17 protein-coding genes and 1 pseudogene are annotated in these 16,268 nt (G+C 68.4%); 6 read left to right on the forward strand and 12 right to left on the reverse strand.

All coding sequences use genetic code 11. The features are described from left to right. Positions 1-100: 100 nt before the first annotated feature. Both A5695_RS16820 and A5695_RS16825 read right to left on the reverse strand, forming a co-directional pair. Positions 101-298 (reverse strand): annotated as a pseudogene (locus tag A5695_RS16820) (NADP-dependent isocitrate dehydrogenase); the annotation flags it as partial. Beyond that, positions 265-1,128: an alpha/beta fold hydrolase gene (locus A5695_RS16825; RefSeq protein WP_231974875.1), complete on the reverse strand. Its 864-nt coding sequence runs from the start codon at positions 1,126-1,128 to the stop codon at positions 265-267. The gene A5695_RS16825 and the pseudogene A5695_RS16820, both read right to left, overlap by 34 nt. Positions 1,129-1,298: 170 nt before the next feature. Between A5695_RS16825 and trpS the strand changes: the two genes are divergently transcribed. Then, positions 1,299-2,318, forward strand: coding sequence for a tryptophan--tRNA ligase (gene trpS, locus A5695_RS16830; protein WP_068084338.1), 1,020 nt, complete (start codon positions 1,299-1,301; stop codon positions 2,316-2,318). Between the two features lie 7 nt (positions 2,319-2,325). After that, positions 2,326-3,354, forward strand: a complete 1,029-nt coding sequence (gene yhjD, locus A5695_RS16835; protein ID WP_068084341.1) for an inner membrane protein YhjD — start codon at positions 2,326-2,328, stop codon at positions 3,352-3,354. Here yhjD and nagA read toward each other — a convergent pair. The 4 genes from nagA to A5695_RS16855 form a co-directional block, all read right to left on the reverse strand. After that, positions 3,351-4,472 carry an N-acetylglucosamine-6-phosphate deacetylase gene (nagA, locus tag A5695_RS16840; protein WP_068084344.1) on the reverse strand — a complete coding sequence of 374 codons (1,122 nt, stop codon included), beginning with the start codon at positions 4,470-4,472 and terminating at the stop codon, positions 3,351-3,353. The genes yhjD and nagA overlap by 4 nt on opposite strands. After that, positions 4,463-5,800: a sugar porter family MFS transporter gene (locus A5695_RS16845; RefSeq protein WP_068084384.1), complete on the reverse strand. Its 1,338-nt coding sequence runs from the start codon at positions 5,798-5,800 to the stop codon at positions 4,463-4,465. The genes nagA and A5695_RS16845 overlap by 10 nt, the downstream gene beginning before the upstream one ends. Before the next feature lie 140 nt (positions 5,801-5,940). Further along, positions 5,941-6,279: a hypothetical protein gene (locus A5695_RS16850; protein ID WP_068084347.1), complete on the reverse strand. Its 339-nt coding sequence runs from the start codon at positions 6,277-6,279 to the stop codon at positions 5,941-5,943. Between the two features lie 32 nt (positions 6,280-6,311). Then, positions 6,312-7,559 carry a D-alanyl-D-alanine carboxypeptidase family protein gene (locus tag A5695_RS16855; protein WP_068084351.1) on the reverse strand — a complete coding sequence of 416 codons (1,248 nt, stop codon included), beginning with the start codon at positions 7,557-7,559 and terminating at the stop codon, positions 6,312-6,314. Between the two features lie 203 nt (positions 7,560-7,762). On the opposite strand from A5695_RS16855, the gene A5695_RS16860 reads away from it, so the two are divergent. Further along, positions 7,763-7,999: a hypothetical protein gene (locus A5695_RS16860; RefSeq protein WP_197515524.1), complete on the forward strand. Its 237-nt coding sequence runs from the start codon at positions 7,763-7,765 to the stop codon at positions 7,997-7,999. A 30-nt stretch (positions 8,000-8,029) separates the two neighbouring features. Here A5695_RS16860 and A5695_RS16865 read toward each other — a convergent pair whose 3' ends face one another. Beyond that, positions 8,030-9,406, reverse strand: a complete 1,377-nt coding sequence (locus tag A5695_RS16865; RefSeq protein ID WP_082946146.1) for an aspartate aminotransferase family protein — start codon at positions 9,404-9,406, stop codon at positions 8,030-8,032. A 35-nt stretch (positions 9,407-9,441) separates the two neighbouring features. Between A5695_RS16865 and A5695_RS16870 the strand changes: the two genes are divergently transcribed. Next, positions 9,442-10,356: a sigma-70 family RNA polymerase sigma factor gene (locus tag A5695_RS16870; RefSeq protein WP_068084361.1), complete on the forward strand. Its 915-nt coding sequence runs from the start codon at positions 9,442-9,444 to the stop codon at positions 10,354-10,356. Here A5695_RS16870 and A5695_RS16875 read toward each other — a convergent pair. After that, positions 10,328-10,927, reverse strand: coding sequence for a carboxymuconolactone decarboxylase family protein (locus A5695_RS16875; RefSeq protein ID WP_068084363.1), 600 nt, complete (start codon positions 10,925-10,927; stop codon positions 10,328-10,330). The genes A5695_RS16870 and A5695_RS16875 overlap by 29 nt on opposite strands. 138 nt (positions 10,928-11,065) lie before the next feature. On the opposite strand from A5695_RS16875, the gene A5695_RS16880 reads away from it, so the two are divergent. Then, positions 11,066-12,142, forward strand: coding sequence for a diguanylate cyclase (locus tag A5695_RS16880; protein WP_068084366.1), 1,077 nt, complete (start codon positions 11,066-11,068; stop codon positions 12,140-12,142). Here the strand turns inward: A5695_RS16880 and A5695_RS16885 are convergent, their stop codons facing one another. From A5695_RS16885 to sdhC, 4 genes are all read right to left on the reverse strand, one after another. Then, a complete protein-coding gene (locus A5695_RS16885; protein WP_068084369.1) occupies positions 12,143-12,943 on the reverse strand; it encodes a succinate dehydrogenase iron-sulfur subunit in 801 nt (266 codons plus the stop codon). It lies immediately after the preceding gene. Continuing rightward, on the reverse strand, positions 12,943-14,697 hold the full coding sequence (gene sdhA / locus A5695_RS16890) for a succinate dehydrogenase flavoprotein subunit (protein ID WP_068084372.1): 1,755 nt from the start codon (positions 14,695-14,697) through the stop codon (positions 12,943-12,945). Before sdhA ends, A5695_RS16885 begins: the two co-directional genes overlap by 1 nt. 87 nt (positions 14,698-14,784) lie before the next feature. Continuing rightward, positions 14,785-15,255 carry a succinate dehydrogenase hydrophobic membrane anchor subunit gene (locus tag A5695_RS16895; RefSeq protein ID WP_068084374.1) on the reverse strand — a complete coding sequence of 157 codons (471 nt, stop codon included), beginning with the start codon at positions 15,253-15,255 and terminating at the stop codon, positions 14,785-14,787. Next, on the reverse strand, positions 15,252-15,590 hold the full coding sequence (sdhC, locus tag A5695_RS16900; RefSeq protein ID WP_068084375.1) for a succinate dehydrogenase, cytochrome b556 subunit: 339 nt from the start codon (positions 15,588-15,590) through the stop codon (positions 15,252-15,254). The genes A5695_RS16895 and sdhC overlap by 4 nt, the downstream gene beginning before the upstream one ends. 239 nt (positions 15,591-15,829) lie before the next feature. On the opposite strand from sdhC, the gene A5695_RS16905 reads away from it, so the two are divergent. Beyond that, entirely contained in the window at positions 15,830-16,228 is a 399-nt protein-coding gene (locus A5695_RS16905) for a cytidine deaminase (RefSeq protein WP_068084377.1), read from the forward strand. Positions 16,229-16,268 lie beyond the last annotated feature (40 nt).

A 16,268-nucleotide genomic window follows, 5' to 3' on the forward strand; every position in this document is an offset into this window, starting at 1 on the left:
GGGCACATCCCGATGTTCGAGGCGCCGGAGCGCGTCGCCGAGCTGATCATCAAGTTCCTCGACGAATGCACCGCGGCGAGCCGGGGCGCCAACCCCTCGGCTAGCTGACCAGCTTCTTTTCCAGGTTTTCGGCGATCGAGTTGAGGAACTCCTCGCTTTGCTGCCACTTCTGGTCGGGTCCGATGAGGATGGCCAGGTCCTTGGTCATCTTCCCGCTCTCGACCGTCGAGACCACCACGTCCTCGAGCGTCTGCGCGAACTCGATCACCTCGGGGGTGTCGTCGAGCTTGCCGCGGTGCATTCGTCGAGGAACTTGATGATCAGCTCGGCGACGCGCTCCGGCGCCTCGAACATCGGGATGTGCCCGACGCCGTCGAGCTCGGTGACCTGGTGGTCGTCGGGCAAGTGGGTGGTGAAATGCCTGCTGAACCGGGGGGCGGGCACGATCCGGTCCTTTTCGCAGATCACCAGGTGCGCCGGGACGGCGTTCTCGGCAAGCTCCCGCAGACCGTGCAGCAGCAGCGACTTGACCAGCAGCTGGAAATAGGCGGGGCAGTGGGCGACGTCGTCGATGCAGCCGAGCAGCTGCTCGTCGGTGACCCCGTCGGGCCGTGCGCTGATCGCGTAGGTGGCCAGCTGGTGGCTGAACGGCAGGCGCATCACCTTCGGGCCGAACAGCCAGGCCAGCACCAGCAGCGGAATGCCTAGGATGAACTTGGCGATCACCTCGAACTTCGCCGGGCTCCATCGCGTCCACCCGCCGGCGGGGGCGATGCCCATGACGCTGCGCGCCCGTCCGCGCCGCTCGAGTTCGAACGCGACCCAGCCGCCCAGCGAGTTGCCCACGATGTGGGCGGTGTCCCAGCCCAACTCGTCCATCTGCTGTTCCACGCGGTCGGCCAGGACCGCCGAGGACAGGAACCAGGTCCCGGCGGAGGGCCCGCCGTTGTGGCCGGCCATCGTCGGGGCGAACACCTCATAGCGTCCGGTGTCGGCCAGCCGCCGGGCCACCTCCTCCCAGACGGCCTGGGACAGCAGGAAGGGGTGTAGGAGCAGGACCGGCTCGCCCGAACCCAGGTGGATCGGTGGTCGCGTCCCCGTGTTGCTGTTTATCCTCTTGCTCCCCATAACGCCGACATTAAATGCGGTACCGCCGGTACCGCAAGGGAGGGCGGCGCGGTGGGGCACCGCACGCTCGCGACTGTGCGCCTGGCCGCACACCCGCCGAGCGTGAAGCTAGCCGCACACTCGGCGGCGGCGCGTGCCCGGCAAGACGCGCGTGAAAAGATCGATGCATCATGAGCACCGCTACCGGATCCGGCCGGATTTTCTCCGGCGTGCAGCCCACCTCCGACTCGCTCCACCTGGGGAACGCGTTGGGTGCCATCACCCAGTGGGTGGCGCTGCAGGACGATCACGAGTGCTTCTTCTGCGTGGTCGACCTGCACGCCATCACCATCCCCCAGGATCCCGAGGCGCTGCGCCGCCGGACCCTGGTGACGGCCGCCCAGTACTTGGCGCTGGGCATCGACCCCGCCCGCAGCACCATCTTCGTGCAGAGCCACGTGCCGGCCCACTCCCAGCTGGCCTGGGTGCTGGGCTGCTTCACCGGCTTCGGGCAGGCGTCGCGGATGACGCAGTTCAAGGACAAGTCGGCCCGCCAGGGCGGCGACTCCACCACCGTGGGCCTGTTCACCTATCCGGTGTTGCAGGCCGCCGACGTCCTGGCTTACGACGCCGAGCTGGTTCCGGTGGGCGAGGACCAGCGCCAGCACCTGGAGCTGGCCCGCGACGTGGCGCAGCGGTTCAACAGCCGGTTCCCCGATACCTTTGTCGTGCCCGACCTGATGATCCCCAAGGTCACCGCCAAGATCTACGACCTGCAAGACCCCACGTCGAAGATGAGCAAGTCCGCGGCCACCGACGCCGGATTGATCAATCTGCTCGACGACCCCGGCGCGTCCGCCAAGAAGATTCGTTCTGCGGTCACCGACAGCGAGCGCGAGATCCGCTTCGACCCCGAGGCCAAGGCGGGTGTGTCGAACCTGCTGACCATCCAGTCGGCGGTCACCGGCGTGGGGATCGACAAGCTCGTCGACGGTTACGTCGGACGGGGTTACGGCGACCTGAAGAAGGACACCGCCGAGGCGGTCGTCGAGTTCGTCGGCCCGATCAAGGCGCGCGTCGACGAATTGCTCGCCGACCCAGCAGAATTGGAGGGCGTGCTCGCGGTCGGAGCGCAGCGCGCCGAAGATGTTGCCGGCAAAACCGTTCGGCGGGTCTACGATCGGTTAGGGTTCCTTCCGCAGCGAGGATGAGTCCACCATGAGCGAGCCGGCCAACGCAGGCCTTCTCGACCGGCTGCGAGCCCGACACGGTTGGCTCGACCACGTCATCCGCGCCTACCAGCGCTTCGACGACCGCAACGGCGGTTTCTTCGCGGCCGGCCTGACCTATTACACGATCTTCGCGTTATTCCCTTTGCTGATGGTCGGTTTCGCGGCCTTCGGGTTCGTCCTGGCCCGGCGGCCGGAGCTGCTGAAGACGATCGACGACCACATCCGGTCCCAGGTCACCGGCGCACTGGGGGACCAGCTGCTGGACCTGATGAACTCCGCGATCGCCGCGCGGGCGTCGGTGGGTGTCATCGGCCTGGCCACCGCGGTCTGGGCCGGTCTGGGCTGGATCTCGCATCTGCGGCAGGCGTTGACCGAGATGTGGTGGGACGACCGCGTCGAGTCGCCCGGCTTCGTCCACAACAAATTCTCCGATCTGTTGGCCATGCTCGGGACGTTCGCGGTGATCATGGCCACCGTCGGCCTGACCACCGTCGGCCACGACGCGCCGTTGGCGGCGTTGCTCAAATGGCTTGGCATACCGCAACTCGTGGTGTTGGACTGGTTGTTCTGGTTGCTGTCGATCGTGATCTCGACGGCGGTGTCGTGGCTGCTGTTCGCCTGGATGATCGCGCGGCTGCCGCGCGAGAAGGTCAGCCTGACCGATTCGATGCGGGCCGCGTTGATAGCGGCGGTCGGGTTCGAGCTTTTCAAGCAGGTGGGATCGCTGTACCTACGAGCGGTACTGCGCAGCCCCGCGGGTGCGACCTTCGGCCCCGTGCTGGGACTGATGGTATTCGCCTACATCACCTCCTATCTTGTGCTGTTCTGCACGGCGTGGGCGGCGACGGCCTCCGACCGCCCGCGCACCCGTCACGTCGCCCCGCCGGCGCCGGCGATCATCGCCCCGCGCGTGCAACCAGACGACGGGATCAGCACGCGTCAGACCCTGGCCGCGATGGCGATGGGAGCCGTTGGGGCGCTGGCACTTTCGCGCATAACACGTCGGCCGCGTTAGCCGCCCGCCCGCCAACGGCCGGCTGCCATGACCGCCGTCACCCGCAGATCAGCGTCCAGCACAACAAGATTCGCGTCATAACCGGCACACAGGCGGCCGACCCGCTCGAGGCCCAGCGCCCGTGCCGGGGACTCCGAGGTCGTCAGGGCCGCGGCGGTCAGCCCCGCACCGGCGTTGACGTTGCGGAAGAGCCGGTCCATGGTGGCGGTGCTGCCCGCGATCGTCGACGTCCCGCGCACCCGTGCCACACCGGAGACGACGTCGACGGCAACCGCGCCGAGGCGAAACGCCCCGTCTCCGCGGCCGGCCGCGGCGATGGCGTCGGTAACCACGGCGACCCGGTCGGGCCCCGCGGCCGCGAGCACCGCATCCATGACGGCCGGGTGCACGTGCACGCCGTCGGCGATCAGCTCGACGGTGACGTCGGTGTGGCGGAGCAGGGCCAGCGCCGGCCCGGGCTCGCGGTGCTGCAGCGGCCGCATCGCGTTGAACAGGTGGGTGCCGACCGTGGCGCCCAACGCGATGGCGTGTTCGGCCTGCTCGTAGGTCGCGTCCGTATGCCCTACCGCCACAACGACTCCGGCGTCGCGAAAACGCCGGATCGCGTCGTCGGATCCGGGCAGCTCGGGGGCCAGCGTGACCATCCGGATCGCGCCATCGCCGGCGGCCAGCACGGCGTCGACCTCGGCCGGATCAGGGGCGCGCAGGTGGGCGGGGTCGTGCGCCCCGCAGCGGGCCCGGCTCAGCCACGGCCCCTCCAGGTGGATGCCGGCGACGGTCCCGTGCCGGGTGGCTTCGGCGAGCGCGCGCACCCCGGCGAGCAACTCCGGCGGCGAGGCGGTCACCAGGCTGGCGAGCGTCGTGGTGGTGCCGTGCCGCAGGTGAAAATCCGCGGCACCGCCGATGCCGTCACCGTCGGTGTAGGAGGCGCCGCCGCCGCCGTGCACGTGCATGTCGACGAAGCCGGGCACCACGGTGCCGTCGGGGAAGGTGTTGTCGGCCGGGCGGGGCGGGGACCCGGCGCCGCACGCCACGATCCGCGGCCCGTCCGTCTGCAGCCATCCCGGCCGGCGGACCCAACCGTCGAGCACCATCGTGCCCGCGGCGATCAGTCCCATCGGCCGCCGTTTTCCCAGAAGTGCCGGATCTCCTCGAGCTGGCGTCCCTTGGTCTCCGGCGCGTACCGGTAGACGACGACGAACGCGACCACCGTCAGGGCGGCGAACACCGCGAAAGTTCCCGCGCCGCCGAGGGAATGCAGCATGGTGAGGAAGACGGCGGCGATGATCGCGTTGGCCACCAGGTTCGAGGTGAGCATCGTGCTCGATCCGATGGAGCGCAGCCGGGACGGGAAGCTCTCGCTGGCGTACACCCAGCCCAGGGAGCCGAAGCCCATCGTGTAGCCGAAGATGAACAGCACGATGCCGGCGAATCCCAGGATCGCGCCGCCGATGCCCCGCCCGAACACGGCCATCAGCATCACGTCGGCGGCGACCATCATGGCGATGCCGGACAACAGGATCGGCCGCCGGCCCAGCCGGTCGACCAGCAGCAGCGACGCGCCCACCGCCGCCAGCCCGGCGACCTGAACCAGGGCCGGCAGCGCCAGCAGCGCGAAGTTTCCGGTGAAGCCCATGGCCTGGAAGATCCGCGGGCTGTAATAGATGATCGCGTTGATGCCGGTGATCTGGATCAGAAAGCCGAGGGTGATCACGAAGGCGGTGGCGCGCGAATACGGCGGCCGCAGCATCTCCGACCATCCGCCGCTCCCTTCGCCCAGCGCGCGGCCGATCTCGGCGATTTCTTCGTCCACCCGGGCGGTGGGCTCGACGCGCAGCAGCGCCCCGCGGGCCTCGTCGAGCCGGCCCTTGAGCACGTACCACCGCGCCGTGTCGGGCGCGCGAATCAGCAACGGCAGCAACACGATCGCGGGCACGGCGGCCAATCCCAGCATCCAGCGCCAGCTGTGCGACCCGGCCAGCAGGTAGCCGGTCAGGTAGCCGACGATGAGCCCGCTGACGATGGCCAGCTGATAGGCCGTCAGCAGCGAGCCACGCACCGCGGTCGGGGCGGACTCCGCGACGTACACCGGGACCACCACCACCGCCACGCCCAGCGTCAGGCCCAGCAGGAGCCGGGCCACCAACAGCATCGGCAGGGACACCGACAGCGCGCCCAGCAGTGCGAACGCCGCGTAGGCCACCACCAGAAGCGCCACCGACTTCTTTCGCCCGATCGCGTTCGCCAGCACGCCCGCTCCGAGCGCCCCGACGATCTGCCCGATCACGACCATCGTCGTCAGCAGTTCCTGCTGCCGGGTGGACAACCCGAAGTCCTCGGTGACGTAGAGCTGCGCGCCGGCGATGATGGACAGGTCGTAGCCGTAGATGAGGCCCACGCTCGCGGCGGTCAAGGCGACCAGGTGGCCGCGCCGGGCGTTGGTCATCTGGGTGAGTTTAGTGTCGCGCTGCCGGCGCACCCCGGGTGCTCAGTGGGCGTTTTGTCCCCCGATCGGGGAACCCGCAATTGCGCCCGCGGCGCCCGATCGGTGGATGTTTCCCACTGTTGACCGGATCTAAATTCTTTTTACGTGGCGTTGCCGCTCCGCAGCCGATCGCGCAGCACCTCGATGACACGCTCGGGGTCGTCGGGGCTGATGCACGGCCGCACCCGGCGCCCAAGGTGGAGCACCAGGAGCGTCCGCTTGCGGCCCCGGCGGACGTCCAGCGGGAACCAGTACCGCGGGTCTCCGGCTCCCCAGATCCGGCCCTTGCCGCTGTTCCACGTCATCTGCTCGGCCTTGACGCCCTGGATCGCGCTGTACGGGATCCGCTTCGCGCTGGCAAACGGGAAGTAGTAGCGCCGGATGGTGATGCCGTCCCGGTCGAGCCGGAGGCCGGAGTCCTCATACAAGGCTTCACTCATCCGCAAAACGGTGCCACAGCAAACTTCTACGGTCAACGGTGCTGATGCTGCGGGCGGCGGTTCATCGCGCGCGCCACCATGATCAGACTGAACACGATGATCGTCCCGATGACGGCGACGCCCACCCGGACCGGCAGCGCGTCCGCCGAGGGAATGAGCCCGGCCGCCTCGGCGCCATTGGCCTGCCGATCGGCGGCGCTGTCGCGTTTGGCCGGCGCGAGCGAGGGGTCGGGTTCGACGAGGTTGCCGACCTGGGTGCCCTGCGGCGTGCTGAAGCCGTAGTCGAGCAGGTGCGCCGCCTGCTCCCAGGGGGCGATCGGCTGCCGCGTCCCGTGCAGCAACACGGCCATCAAGCGTCGCCCATTGCGGTTGGCGGCGCCCACGAACGTCTGGCCGGCGTCGTCGGTGTAACCCGTCTTGCCGCCCAAAGCGCCCGGGTACTTGTAGAGCAACTGGTTGTCGTTCTCCAGTTCGTACCCGGGGTGGTCGCCGTGGCCGGGGAAGTCGAACGTCCGCGTCGCGACGATGTCGGCGAACGTCGGGTTCTGCCAGGCGTAGCGGTAGAACAGGCCGATGTCGTAGGCCGACGTGCTCATGCCCGGCCCGTCCAGCCCCGACGGCGTGGCCACCCGGGTGTCCTTGCCGCCGAGCTTGGCGGCCAGCACGTTGATCTTCTCCACAGCCTGCTGCATCCCGCCGAGCTGCATGGCCAGCGCGTGCGCGGCGTCGTTCCCAGAGTGCATCAGCAGGCCGTGCAGCAACTGGTTGACGGTGAACACGCCGCCTTCCTCGACGCCGACCTTGGTGCCCTCGGCGGCCGCGTCGTCGGCGGTGCCGGGCACCGACTTGTTCAAGTTGAGCGCGTTGATTGATGCCATCGCGATCAGCACCTTGATGATGCTGGCGGGGCGGTGACGGCCGTGCGGGTCCTTGGCCGCGACCACCGCGCCGCTGTCCAGGTCCGCCACCAACCACGCGTCGGCGGAGACGTCGGTCGGCAGCGGCGGCGTGTCGGGTGCGGCGACGATGCCGCAGCTGCCCAGCGCCTCCCCGCCGACCGGCTTCGGCGGCACCGCCAGCGGGATCGGCGAGTCGCCGGCCTGTGGGACCTCCGACGAGTCGACCGCGGGCGGGGTGTTCACCTTGAAGGGGCAGCTGGCGGCGGCGGCGTTGGGCTCGGCGCCGGGCTCCGCGGTGGCGCTCGGCGCGGCGAAGGCCACCGGGCCGGCCGCCACGAAAAGGGCCGCTGCCAGGCATGACGCGGGGCGTAGGAAGTCCATTGCTTGTGCACATTAGGCGATCGCGAGCGCGATTCGAGGGAGCCGCGCTGTGACTGGTGGGGCACAAGTTGCGAGTTGGTCGTCGCACCCCGGGCGGTAGAGGGGCGCGTCCAGCCCCTACACTTGCGGCTATTCCAAACGGTGGGTTGTGGTCTCGGCTGCGGGGTTCCCGCGATGGTGGCGGCGCGTCCGGCCCGCGACCGCTGAAACAGCTGATCAAGCAGGTCGAGAAGGCGACGCAGGTGCGTCGTTCCGGGCTGGACCAGGTGTTGACCGAGCTGAAGGCGCACCGTGACGCCTCACCCGATGGCGAGCTGCGTTCCGCGCTCGCCTGGCTCTGCAACGCCGTGTCGCGGTTCGTCCAGGAGCCGACCCCCGCTCGCGGCCGGGAGGTGTCGTTGGCCGCCTACGAGGTGAACCGGGTCCTTTCCGCCGCCTAGGACGATCGACATCGCGGAGCGAGGGGGCGGCTACACCTGGCTGAGCACGTCGCGCAGGATGGATTCGATGGTGTCGAATTCGGCCTGGCCGCTGATCAGCGGTGGCGCCACCTGGACCACCGGATCGCCGCGGTCGTCGGCGCGGCAGTACAGGCCCGCGTTGAAGAGCGCGGGCGACACGTGGCCGTGCAGCACCCGTTCGCACTCCTGTGCGCTGAACGTTTCCTTGGTCGCCTTGTCCTTCACCAGCTCGATGCCGTAGAAGAAGCCCTCACCACGGACGTCGCCGACGATTGGCAGGTCGTAGAGCTTCTCCAGGGTGGCGCGGAAGGCCGACGCGTGTCGCTTGACGTGGTCGTTGAGGCCTTCACGCTCGAAGATGTCGAGGTTGGCCAGTCCCACTGCCGTCGAAACCGGGTGTCCGCCAAAGGTATAGCCATGCGGGAAGACGGTGGCGCCGTCGTTGAACGGTTCGAACAATCTCTCGCTGGCGATCATCGCGCCCAGCGGGGAGTAGCCCGACGTCAGGCCTTTGGCGCAGGTGATCATGTCGGGCACGTAACCGAAGTCCGCGCACGCGAACATCGATCCGATCCGGCCGAACGCGCAGATCACCTCGTCGGACACCAGCAACACGTCGAAGGAGTCGCAGATCTCGCGCACCCGCTCGAAATAGCCCGGGGGAGGGGGGATGGCGCCGCCGGCGTTTTGCACCGGCTCCAGGAATACCGCGGCGACGGTCTCGGGGCCCTCGAACTCGATGGCCTCGGCGATCCGGTCGGCGGCCCATCGCCCGAAGGCCTTGGGGTCGTTGGCGAACGGCTCGGGCGCCCGGTAGAAGTTCGTGTTGGGCACCCGGAAGCCACCCGGCGTCACGGGTTCGAACGGCGCCTTGTACGCGGGCAGGCCGGTAATCGCCAGGGCGCCCTGGGTGGTGCCGTGGTAGGCGATCGACCGCGAAATCACCTTGTGCTTAGTGGGTTTGCCGGTCAGCTTGAAGTACTGCTTGGCCAGCTTCCACGCGGTCTCCACGGCCTCGGTGCCGCCGGTGGTGAAGAACACCCGGTTGAGGTCGCCCGGGGCATAGCCCGCGAGGCGCTCGGCGAGTTCGATGGCGGTCGGGGTGGCGTAGCCCCACAGGGGGAAGTACGCCAGCGTGCTCGCCTGCCGCGCGGCGACCTCGGCGAGTTCGGTGCGCCCGTGGCCGACCTGGACGGTGAACAGCCCCGACAGCGCGTCGAGGTAGCTCTTGCCGCGGTCGTCGAAGATGGTCACGCCCTCGCCGCGGACGATGACCGGCGGGGTGATGTCGGCGCCGTGCCGGGCGAAGTGCAGCCACAGGTGCTCTGTCATGGTGTCTGCGAGACTAGCGCTCGGCTTGATGGCGCGGTTCCTTACTCGCGCCATTCCGGCGCTCGCCGTCGCCGCGCTAGGCTCGCGATATGACCGGGACCGAACAGGTCTCACAATTCGAAGCCCTGCGACCGCACCTGATGGCGGTCGCCTACCGCCTCACCGGCACGGTCGCCGACGCCGAGGACATCGTGCAGGAGGCGTGGCTGCGGTTGGACGCGCACGGCCCCGAAAAGGGAACAGTGATCACCGACCTGCGGGCCTGGCTGACCACGGTGGTGAGCCGGCTGGGTCTGGACAGGTTGCGCTCGGCCGCGCACCGGCGCGAGACCTACACCGGGAACTGGCTGCCGGAGCCGGTGGTGACCGGCCTCGACCGGGCGGACCCGCTGTCGGCCGTCGTTTCCCGCGAAGACGCCCGGTTCGCGGCGATGGTGGTGCTGGAGCGGCTGTCGCCCGATCAGCGGGTGGCCTTCGTGCTGCACGACGGGTTCGCGGTGCCGTTCGCCGAAGTCGCCGGCGTGCTCGGTGTCAGCGAGGCCGCCGCCCGGCAGCTGGCGTCGCGGGCCCGCAAGGCCGTCAGCGCGGACCCGCCGCCCAAGCCCGACCCGTCGCACGATGAGGTGGTCGGCCGGCTGATGGCTGCCATGGCCGCCGGCGACCTGGACACCGTGGTCTCGCTGCTGCACCCCGACGTCACCTTCACCGGCGATTCGAATGGCAAGGCGCCCACCGCCGTTCAGACCATCCGCGGACCGGACAAGGTGGTCCGGTTCATGCAGGGCCTGGCGCAACGGTACGGGCCGGCGATGTTCACCTCCTACGCGCTGGGGCTGGTCAACGGCGAGCTGGGCATCTACACCGCCGGTGCACCCGCTTCCGGCGGGTATCGGGAGATGCTGCCACGGATCATGGCGTTGACGGTGCGCGACGGAAAGGTCAGCGCGCTATGGGATATCGCCAACCCGGACAAGTTCAGCGGCTCTCCGCTGCGGCCTCGCTAGCCCACGGCACGCGGCAGGCATCCCCGGAATTGAAGCCCTGCTCGGTGATGCCCAGCGCGGTGTTCATCCGGGCGCGCATGTTCTCCACACCGATCTGATAAGTCAACTCGATGACGCCGGCATCGCCGAACCGGGCGCGCAGGTCGGCGACCTGCTCGTCGGTGACGGTGTGCGGATCGGTGCTCATCGCGTCGGCATAGCGGATCGCGGCACGCTCGTCGTCGGTGAAAAGCGTTGAGGTGGCGTAACTGTCGATGTCTTTGAGCCGGTCGATGTCTAGGCCGTCGAGGCGTTGCAGCATGGACCCGAAGTCGACGCACCACGAGCAGCCGATGCTGCGGGCGGTCCACAACACCGCCAGCTCACGCACGCTGACTGGCAGCGTCTTGGATGCCCGGTCGATCATCGTCTCGTGCACGGCGCCCGCGATCATCAGCTTGCGGTGGTGGGCGGCCACGCTGAACGGTTCGGGGACCTGCCCATAGCGCCGCCGGGCGATCCGGTACATCGTGCGGGTCAGCAGCCCGGCACGCTGGGGGGACAGGGGCTCGATGCGGGTTCTTTGTGTCATACCCCTGAAGACGGGATGGGCCGCGAAAGTGTGACCGCCGCACGGGCGGGGCGGCAATCCGCCTCGTGAGCAGCGGGAGCGCCGTAGCATGCGGCTAGCGTTTCGAGTCGATGAGCGGTGGTGTGATGCGAGTCAACGATGACCGCGTTGTCTAGCCGGCGACCCGATCACTACGATTGGCTCTCCGGCTACCTCGCTTCGCGGGGCATCGGCGGTGCCACTCGGGCCGTGTTGGCACTCATTTCGGCATCAATGGTGTTGTGTCTCATCGCCCTGCTGGCCGCCAGCTCGGACGGTCCCCGCGGATCAGTGCCGGTGGCCATGATGTGGGTCGCCGTCGCCGGTGGAGCGGCGGGCGTGCTGCTGTGGACGTGGCGTTGGCCGACGCGCAGGCAGTCGATCGTGTTCGCCCTGACGTGCAACACCGCCGTCGCGCTGGCATGCCTGGCGCATCCGAACCCGCTGGCCGCGCTGATCGGCTGTATCGCATTCGCGACCTTCGGCGCTTACATGGCTTTCCTTCACACCACCGGGCTGGTGCTGTACAACTTCGCGGTGGCCGCCGCGGTGGGGTCTTGGGAAGCCTTGTCGCTCGCGAGATCCGGGCATCCCAGCCTCGCCGTGGTGGATTTGTGGTTGGTGATCGAAGTCAACATCGCGCTACCCCTGGCCATTCGGATCCTGATGCGCGCCTTGACGGGAGATCTGTTGAAGGCCGACCGAGATCCGTTGACCGGCCTGCTGAACCGGCGCACATGTCAGCACGAGGCGTTGGGGATGCTGTTGGCCCGACGCGGCATCGACTCCCACCTGGTGGTCATGCTGATCGACCCCGACCATTTCAAGTCGATCAACGACCGGCTCGGTCACGCCGCGGGGGATCGCGCGCTGGTTGCAGTCGCCCAAGCCCTGTTGGCCGCTTCCGGCGACTCGGTGGCGGCACGCAGCGGTGGCGAGGAATTTCTCTTGGCCGGCACCTCCAAGACGTGCAATGCCGAGTCGTTGGCCGGCCAGATGTGTGGCGTCATAGCGGCGTCGGCCGCGGGAGTGACAGCCAGCATCGGCACCGCCTGCGCTGATCTCGACGACACCGCTACCGAACCGCAATCGGTTCTGGCGGAGTTGATCACCGCCGCCGACGCGGCCATGTATCAGGCCAAACGCTTGGGCGGCAATCGGAGCAGCCACCACGAGCTGTGTGACCCGCCCAGATGATCAGCGCGTGAACATCAACGCGCGCTTGACCTCCTGGATCGCCTTGGTGATCTGGATGCCGCGCGGGCAGCACTCGGTGCAGTTGAACGTGGTGCGGCAGCGCCACACGCCGTCCACCTCGTTGAGGATGTCGAGGCGCTCGGCGGCGGCCTCGTCGCGGCTGTCGAAAATGAAGCGGTGCGCGTTGACGATCGCCGCCGGGCCGTAGTAGCTGCCCTCGTGCCAGAACACCGGGCAGCTGGTGGTGCAGGCCGCACACAGGATGCACTTGGTGGTGTCGTCGTAGCGGGCGCGGTCGGTCGGGCTCTGGATACGTTCCCGCGTAGGGGGATTCCCGCTGGTGACCAGGTACGGCTTGACCGCGCGGTAGGCGTCGAAGAACGGCTCCATGTTGACGACGAGGTCTTTTTCCACCGGCAGCCCGCGGATCGGCTCGACCGTGATGGTGAGTTGCTTGCCGGGCTTAGCGGGCAGCAGGTCGCGCATCAGCACCTTGCAGGCCAGCCGGTTGACGCCGTTGATGCGCATGGCGTCCGAACCGCACACCCCGTGAGCGCACGAGCGCCGGAAGGTCAGCGTGCCGTCCAAATAGCTCTTGATGTAGATCAACAAGTTCAGCAGGCGGTCGCTGGGCAGGCAGGGCACCCGAAAGCTTTGCCAGCCACCGGTTTGCGCGAAGGCGTCGGGATTGTCGGGGTTGAACCGGGCGATCTTGAGGGTCACCAGCACCGCGCCCTCGGGGATGGGCGGCAAGGGCGGCTCGGGTCCCCGGTCGACCTCGACTTCGACGGTGTCGGACATCAGTACTTCCGTTCCTTCGGCTCGTAGCGGGTCTGCACGACGGGCTTGAAGTCCAGCGCGATGTCGCTCAGCAGATCGGTGCCCTGCTTGTAGGCCATCGTGTGGCGCATGTAGTTGACGTCGTCGCGGTTCGGGTAGTCCTCCCGGGCGTGTCCGCCGCGGGATTCCTTGCGGTTCAGCGCGCCGACCACGGTGACCTCGGCCAGCTCCAGCAGGAAGCCCAGCTCGATGGCCTCCAGCAGGTCGCTGTTGAAGCGCTGTCCCTTGTCGTGCACAGTGATTCGGGAGTACCGCTCCTTGAGCGCATGAATGTCGGTCAGCGCCTGCTTGAGCGTCTCCTCGGTGCGGAACACGGCGGCGTTGTTGTCCATCGACTGCTGCAGGGCGCCGCGGATGTCGGCCACCCGCTCGTTGCCGTGCTCGCTCAGGATGTCGGCGACCCAACCGACGACCATCGCCTCGGGGTTGGGCGGCATGTCGACGAAGTCGTGCCCGTCGGCGTAGTCCGCGGCGGCGATCCCGGCGCGCCGGCCGAACACGTTGATGTCCAACAGCGAATTGGTGCCCAGCCGGTTGGCGCCGTGCACCGACACACATGCGCACTCGCCGGCCGCGTACAGGCCCGGCACGGTGGACGTGTTGTCCCGCAACACCTGTCCGGTGACCGTGGTGGGGATGCCGCCCATCACGTAGTGACACGTCGGGTAGACGGGGACCAGCTCGTGCACCGGGTCGACGCCCAGGTAGGTGCGGGCGAACTCGGTGATGTCGGGAAGCTTGGCCTCCAGCACGTCCTCGCCGAGGTGGCGCACGTCGATGTAGACGTAATCCTTGTGCGGGCCCGCACCGCGGCCCTCCAGCACCTCTAAAACCATTGAGCGGGCGACGATGTCGCGGGGCGCCAGGTCGACGATGGTCGGCGCGTAGCGCTCCATGAAGCGCTCGCCCTCACCGTTGAGCAGCCGCCCGCCCTCGCCGCGCACGGCCTCCGAGATCAGGATGCCCAGCCCGGCCAGGCCGGTGGGATGGAACTGGTGAAACTCCATGTCCTCCAACGGAAGTCCCTTGCGGAACACGATGCCGATGCCGTCGCCGGTCAGCGTGTGCGCGTTGGAGGTGGTCTTGTACATCCGGCCCGAGCCGCCGGTCGCGAGCACCACGGCCTTGGCGTGGAAGACGTGGATCGCACCGGTGGCCAGCTCGTAGGCCACCACGCCGGTGGCCACCGGCCCGCTCGGCGTCTGCGTCAAAACCAGGTCCAGCGCGTAGAACTCGTTGAAGAACTGCACGTCGTGCTTGACGCAGTTCTGGTAGAGCGTCTGCAAAATCATGTGGCCGGTGCGGTCGGCGGCGTAACAGGCCCGGCGCACCGGGGCCTTGCCGTGCTCGCGGGTGTGTCCCCCGAAGCGGCGCTGGTCGATGCGGCCCTCGGGGGTGCGGTTGAACGGCATCCCCATCTTCTCCAGGTCGAGCACCGCGTCGATGGCTTCCTTGCACATGATCTCCACCGCGTCCTGGTCGGCGAGGTAGTCGCCGCCCTTCACGGTGTCGAAGGTGTGCCATTCCCAGTTGTCGTCCTCGACGTTGGCCAGCGCCGCGCACATCCCGCCCTGGGCAGCGCCGGTGTGACTGCGGGTGGGGTAGAGCTTGGTGAGCACGGCGGTCCGGACCCGGGGCCCGGCCTCCACCGCCGCGCGCATGCCGGCACCGCCGGCGCCGACGATGACCACGTCGTAGCGGTGTTGCTGGATCACGGCCGCCGCCGACGATGCAGTGGGGGCACCCCCAGCCGCGCAGCGGCGAGGGGGACGAAGCGATGAGGAGGAGGTGGCGCAGACATCTCAGCCTCCGATGTTCGGGTCGAATGTCACCAGCACGTAGGTGCCGAGAACCAACGTGAAACCCATCGACAGCAGCAGCAGGCTGTTGAGCCAGAACCGGGTGCGGTCCTTGCGGCTGTAGTCGTCGATGATCGTGCGCAGGCCGTTGCCGCCGTGCAGCTGCGCCAGCCACAACAGCGCCAGATCCCAGAACTGCCAGAACGGCGAGGCCCAGCGCTGCGCGACGTAGTTGAAGTCGATGCGGTACACGCCGTTGTCCCACATCAGCATGATGAACAGGTGCCCGACGGCCAGGACGATCAGCGCGACCCCGGAGAACCGCATGAACAGCCAGGCGAACTTCTCGAAATTGGGGATGCCGGCGCGCCGGCGCGGAGAGCGCGGGTTGTCCAGGCTGGCCGGCCGGTCGTGACTGCGCTGGTGCACCGGGGCCACCTGGCCGCGCCCGAGCTGCAGATCCGGGGAGCTCATCGGAGGTGCTCCCAAATGTGGATGCCGGTCACCACTCCGGCCGGAACCATCAGCAGCAGGAAGACGACGCCCACGATCCAGAACATCACCTTCTGGTAGCGGGGGCCCTCCGACCAGAAGTCGATCAGGATGACACGGATCCCGTTCAGCCCGTGAAAGAGGACGGCGGCCACCAGGCCGTACTCCATCAGGCCGACGACCGGGGTCTGGTAGTCGTGGATCACCGCGTTGTAGGTTTGCGGGCTCACTCGCAACATCGCGGCGTCCAGCACGTGGACGAACAGGAAGAAGAAGATGGTCGCGCCGCTGATGCGGTGCAGCACCCACGACCACATGCCCGGGTCGCCCCGATACAGGGTGCGGGGTGGTCGCCGCCTGCGCGCGGGCGCAGGTTGTGCCGCCGGATCCGCGGTTGTCGCCTGTGTGGTCACCCGATCCTCACCGCCTTCTGACATCGACGCAGTTCAGCCTAACCCGGCGCGGGAACCGCCCGCGCCGAGCAGTTCGCCCAGCGATCCCGCCCGTCAGGGTTAGGGTGGCAGTCTTACGTGGCACTAGCGAAGCGGGGTCGGGTATGCCTGATGTCGATTGGAAAGCGCTGCGCCGCATGGCAATCGGTGCCGCAGCGGGCGCCTATGCGCCCTATTCGCGGTTCGACGTGGGGGCGGCCGCACTGGTGGATGACGGGCGCGTGGTCACCGGCTGCAATGTGGAGAACGTCTCATATGGTCTTGGTCTCTGCGCCGAATGCGGTGTGGTGAGCGCCCTGCACGCGACCGGCGGTGGCCGGCTGATCGCGCTGGCCTGCGTGGACGGGCGGGGGGCCGCGCTGATGCCGTGCGGGCGGTGCCGCCAGCTGCTCCTCGAGCACGGCGGTCCCGAGCTGCTGATCGATCACCCGGGCGGGCCTCGCCGCCTCGGCGAGCTGCTGCCCGACGCATTCGGCGCCGACCTGCCACGGGAACCCCGTTGACCGATATCAACTTCGACGCGCCGACGGTAATCCGCACCAA

Source organism: Mycobacterium sp. E1747, assembly GCF_001667775.1.
In the GTDB taxonomy this organism is placed as follows: Bacteria; Actinomycetota; Actinomycetes; order Mycobacteriales; family Mycobacteriaceae; genus Mycobacterium.

Bases quoted from the DNA above. Each gene is read 5' to 3' on its own strand.
- trpS (WP_068084338.1), top strand. From the start codon at position 1,299: ATGAGCACCGCTACCGGATCCGGCCGGATTTTCTCCGGCGTGCAGCCC.
- A5695_RS16845 (WP_068084384.1), bottom strand. From the start codon at position 5,800: ATGACCAACGCCCGGCGCGGCCACCTGGTCGCCTTGACCGCCGCGAGC.
- A5695_RS16850 (WP_068084347.1), bottom strand. From the start codon at position 6,279: ATGAGTGAAGCCTTGTATGAGGACTCCGGCCTCCGGCTCGACCGGGAC.
- A5695_RS16870 (WP_068084361.1), top strand. From the start codon at position 9,442: ATGACCGGGACCGAACAGGTCTCACAATTCGAAGCCCTGCGACCGCAC.
- nagA (WP_068084344.1), bottom strand. From the start codon at position 4,472: ATGGGACTGATCGCCGCGGGCACGATGGTGCTCGACGGTTGGGTCCGC.
- A5695_RS16905 (WP_068084377.1), top strand. From the start codon at position 15,830: ATGCCTGATGTCGATTGGAAAGCGCTGCGCCGCATGGCAATCGGTGCC.
- A5695_RS16895 (WP_068084374.1), bottom strand. From the start codon at position 15,255: ATGAGCTCCCCGGATCTGCAGCTCGGGCGCGGCCAGGTGGCCCCGGTG.
- A5695_RS16865 (WP_082946146.1), bottom strand. From the start codon at position 9,406: ATGGCGCGAGTAAGGAACCGCGCCATCAAGCCGAGCGCTAGTCTCGCA.
- A5695_RS16885 (WP_068084369.1), bottom strand. From the start codon at position 12,943: ATGTCCGACACCGTCGAAGTCGAGGTCGACCGGGGACCCGAGCCGCCC.
- sdhC (WP_068084375.1), bottom strand. From the start codon at position 15,590: ATGTGGTCGTGGGTGCTGCACCGCATCAGCGGCGCGACCATCTTCTTC.
- A5695_RS16855 (WP_068084351.1), bottom strand. From the start codon at position 7,559: ATGGACTTCCTACGCCCCGCGTCATGCCTGGCAGCGGCCCTTTTCGTG.
- A5695_RS16880 (WP_068084366.1), top strand. From the start codon at position 11,066: ATGACCGCGTTGTCTAGCCGGCGACCCGATCACTACGATTGGCTCTCC.
- A5695_RS16875 (WP_068084363.1), bottom strand. From the start codon at position 10,927: ATGACACAAAGAACCCGCATCGAGCCCCTGTCCCCCCAGCGTGCCGGG.
- A5695_RS16825 (WP_231974875.1), bottom strand. From the start codon at position 1,128: ATGGGGAGCAAGAGGATAAACAGCAACACGGGGACGCGACCACCGATC.
- yhjD (WP_068084341.1), top strand. From the start codon at position 2,326: ATGAGCGAGCCGGCCAACGCAGGCCTTCTCGACCGGCTGCGAGCCCGA.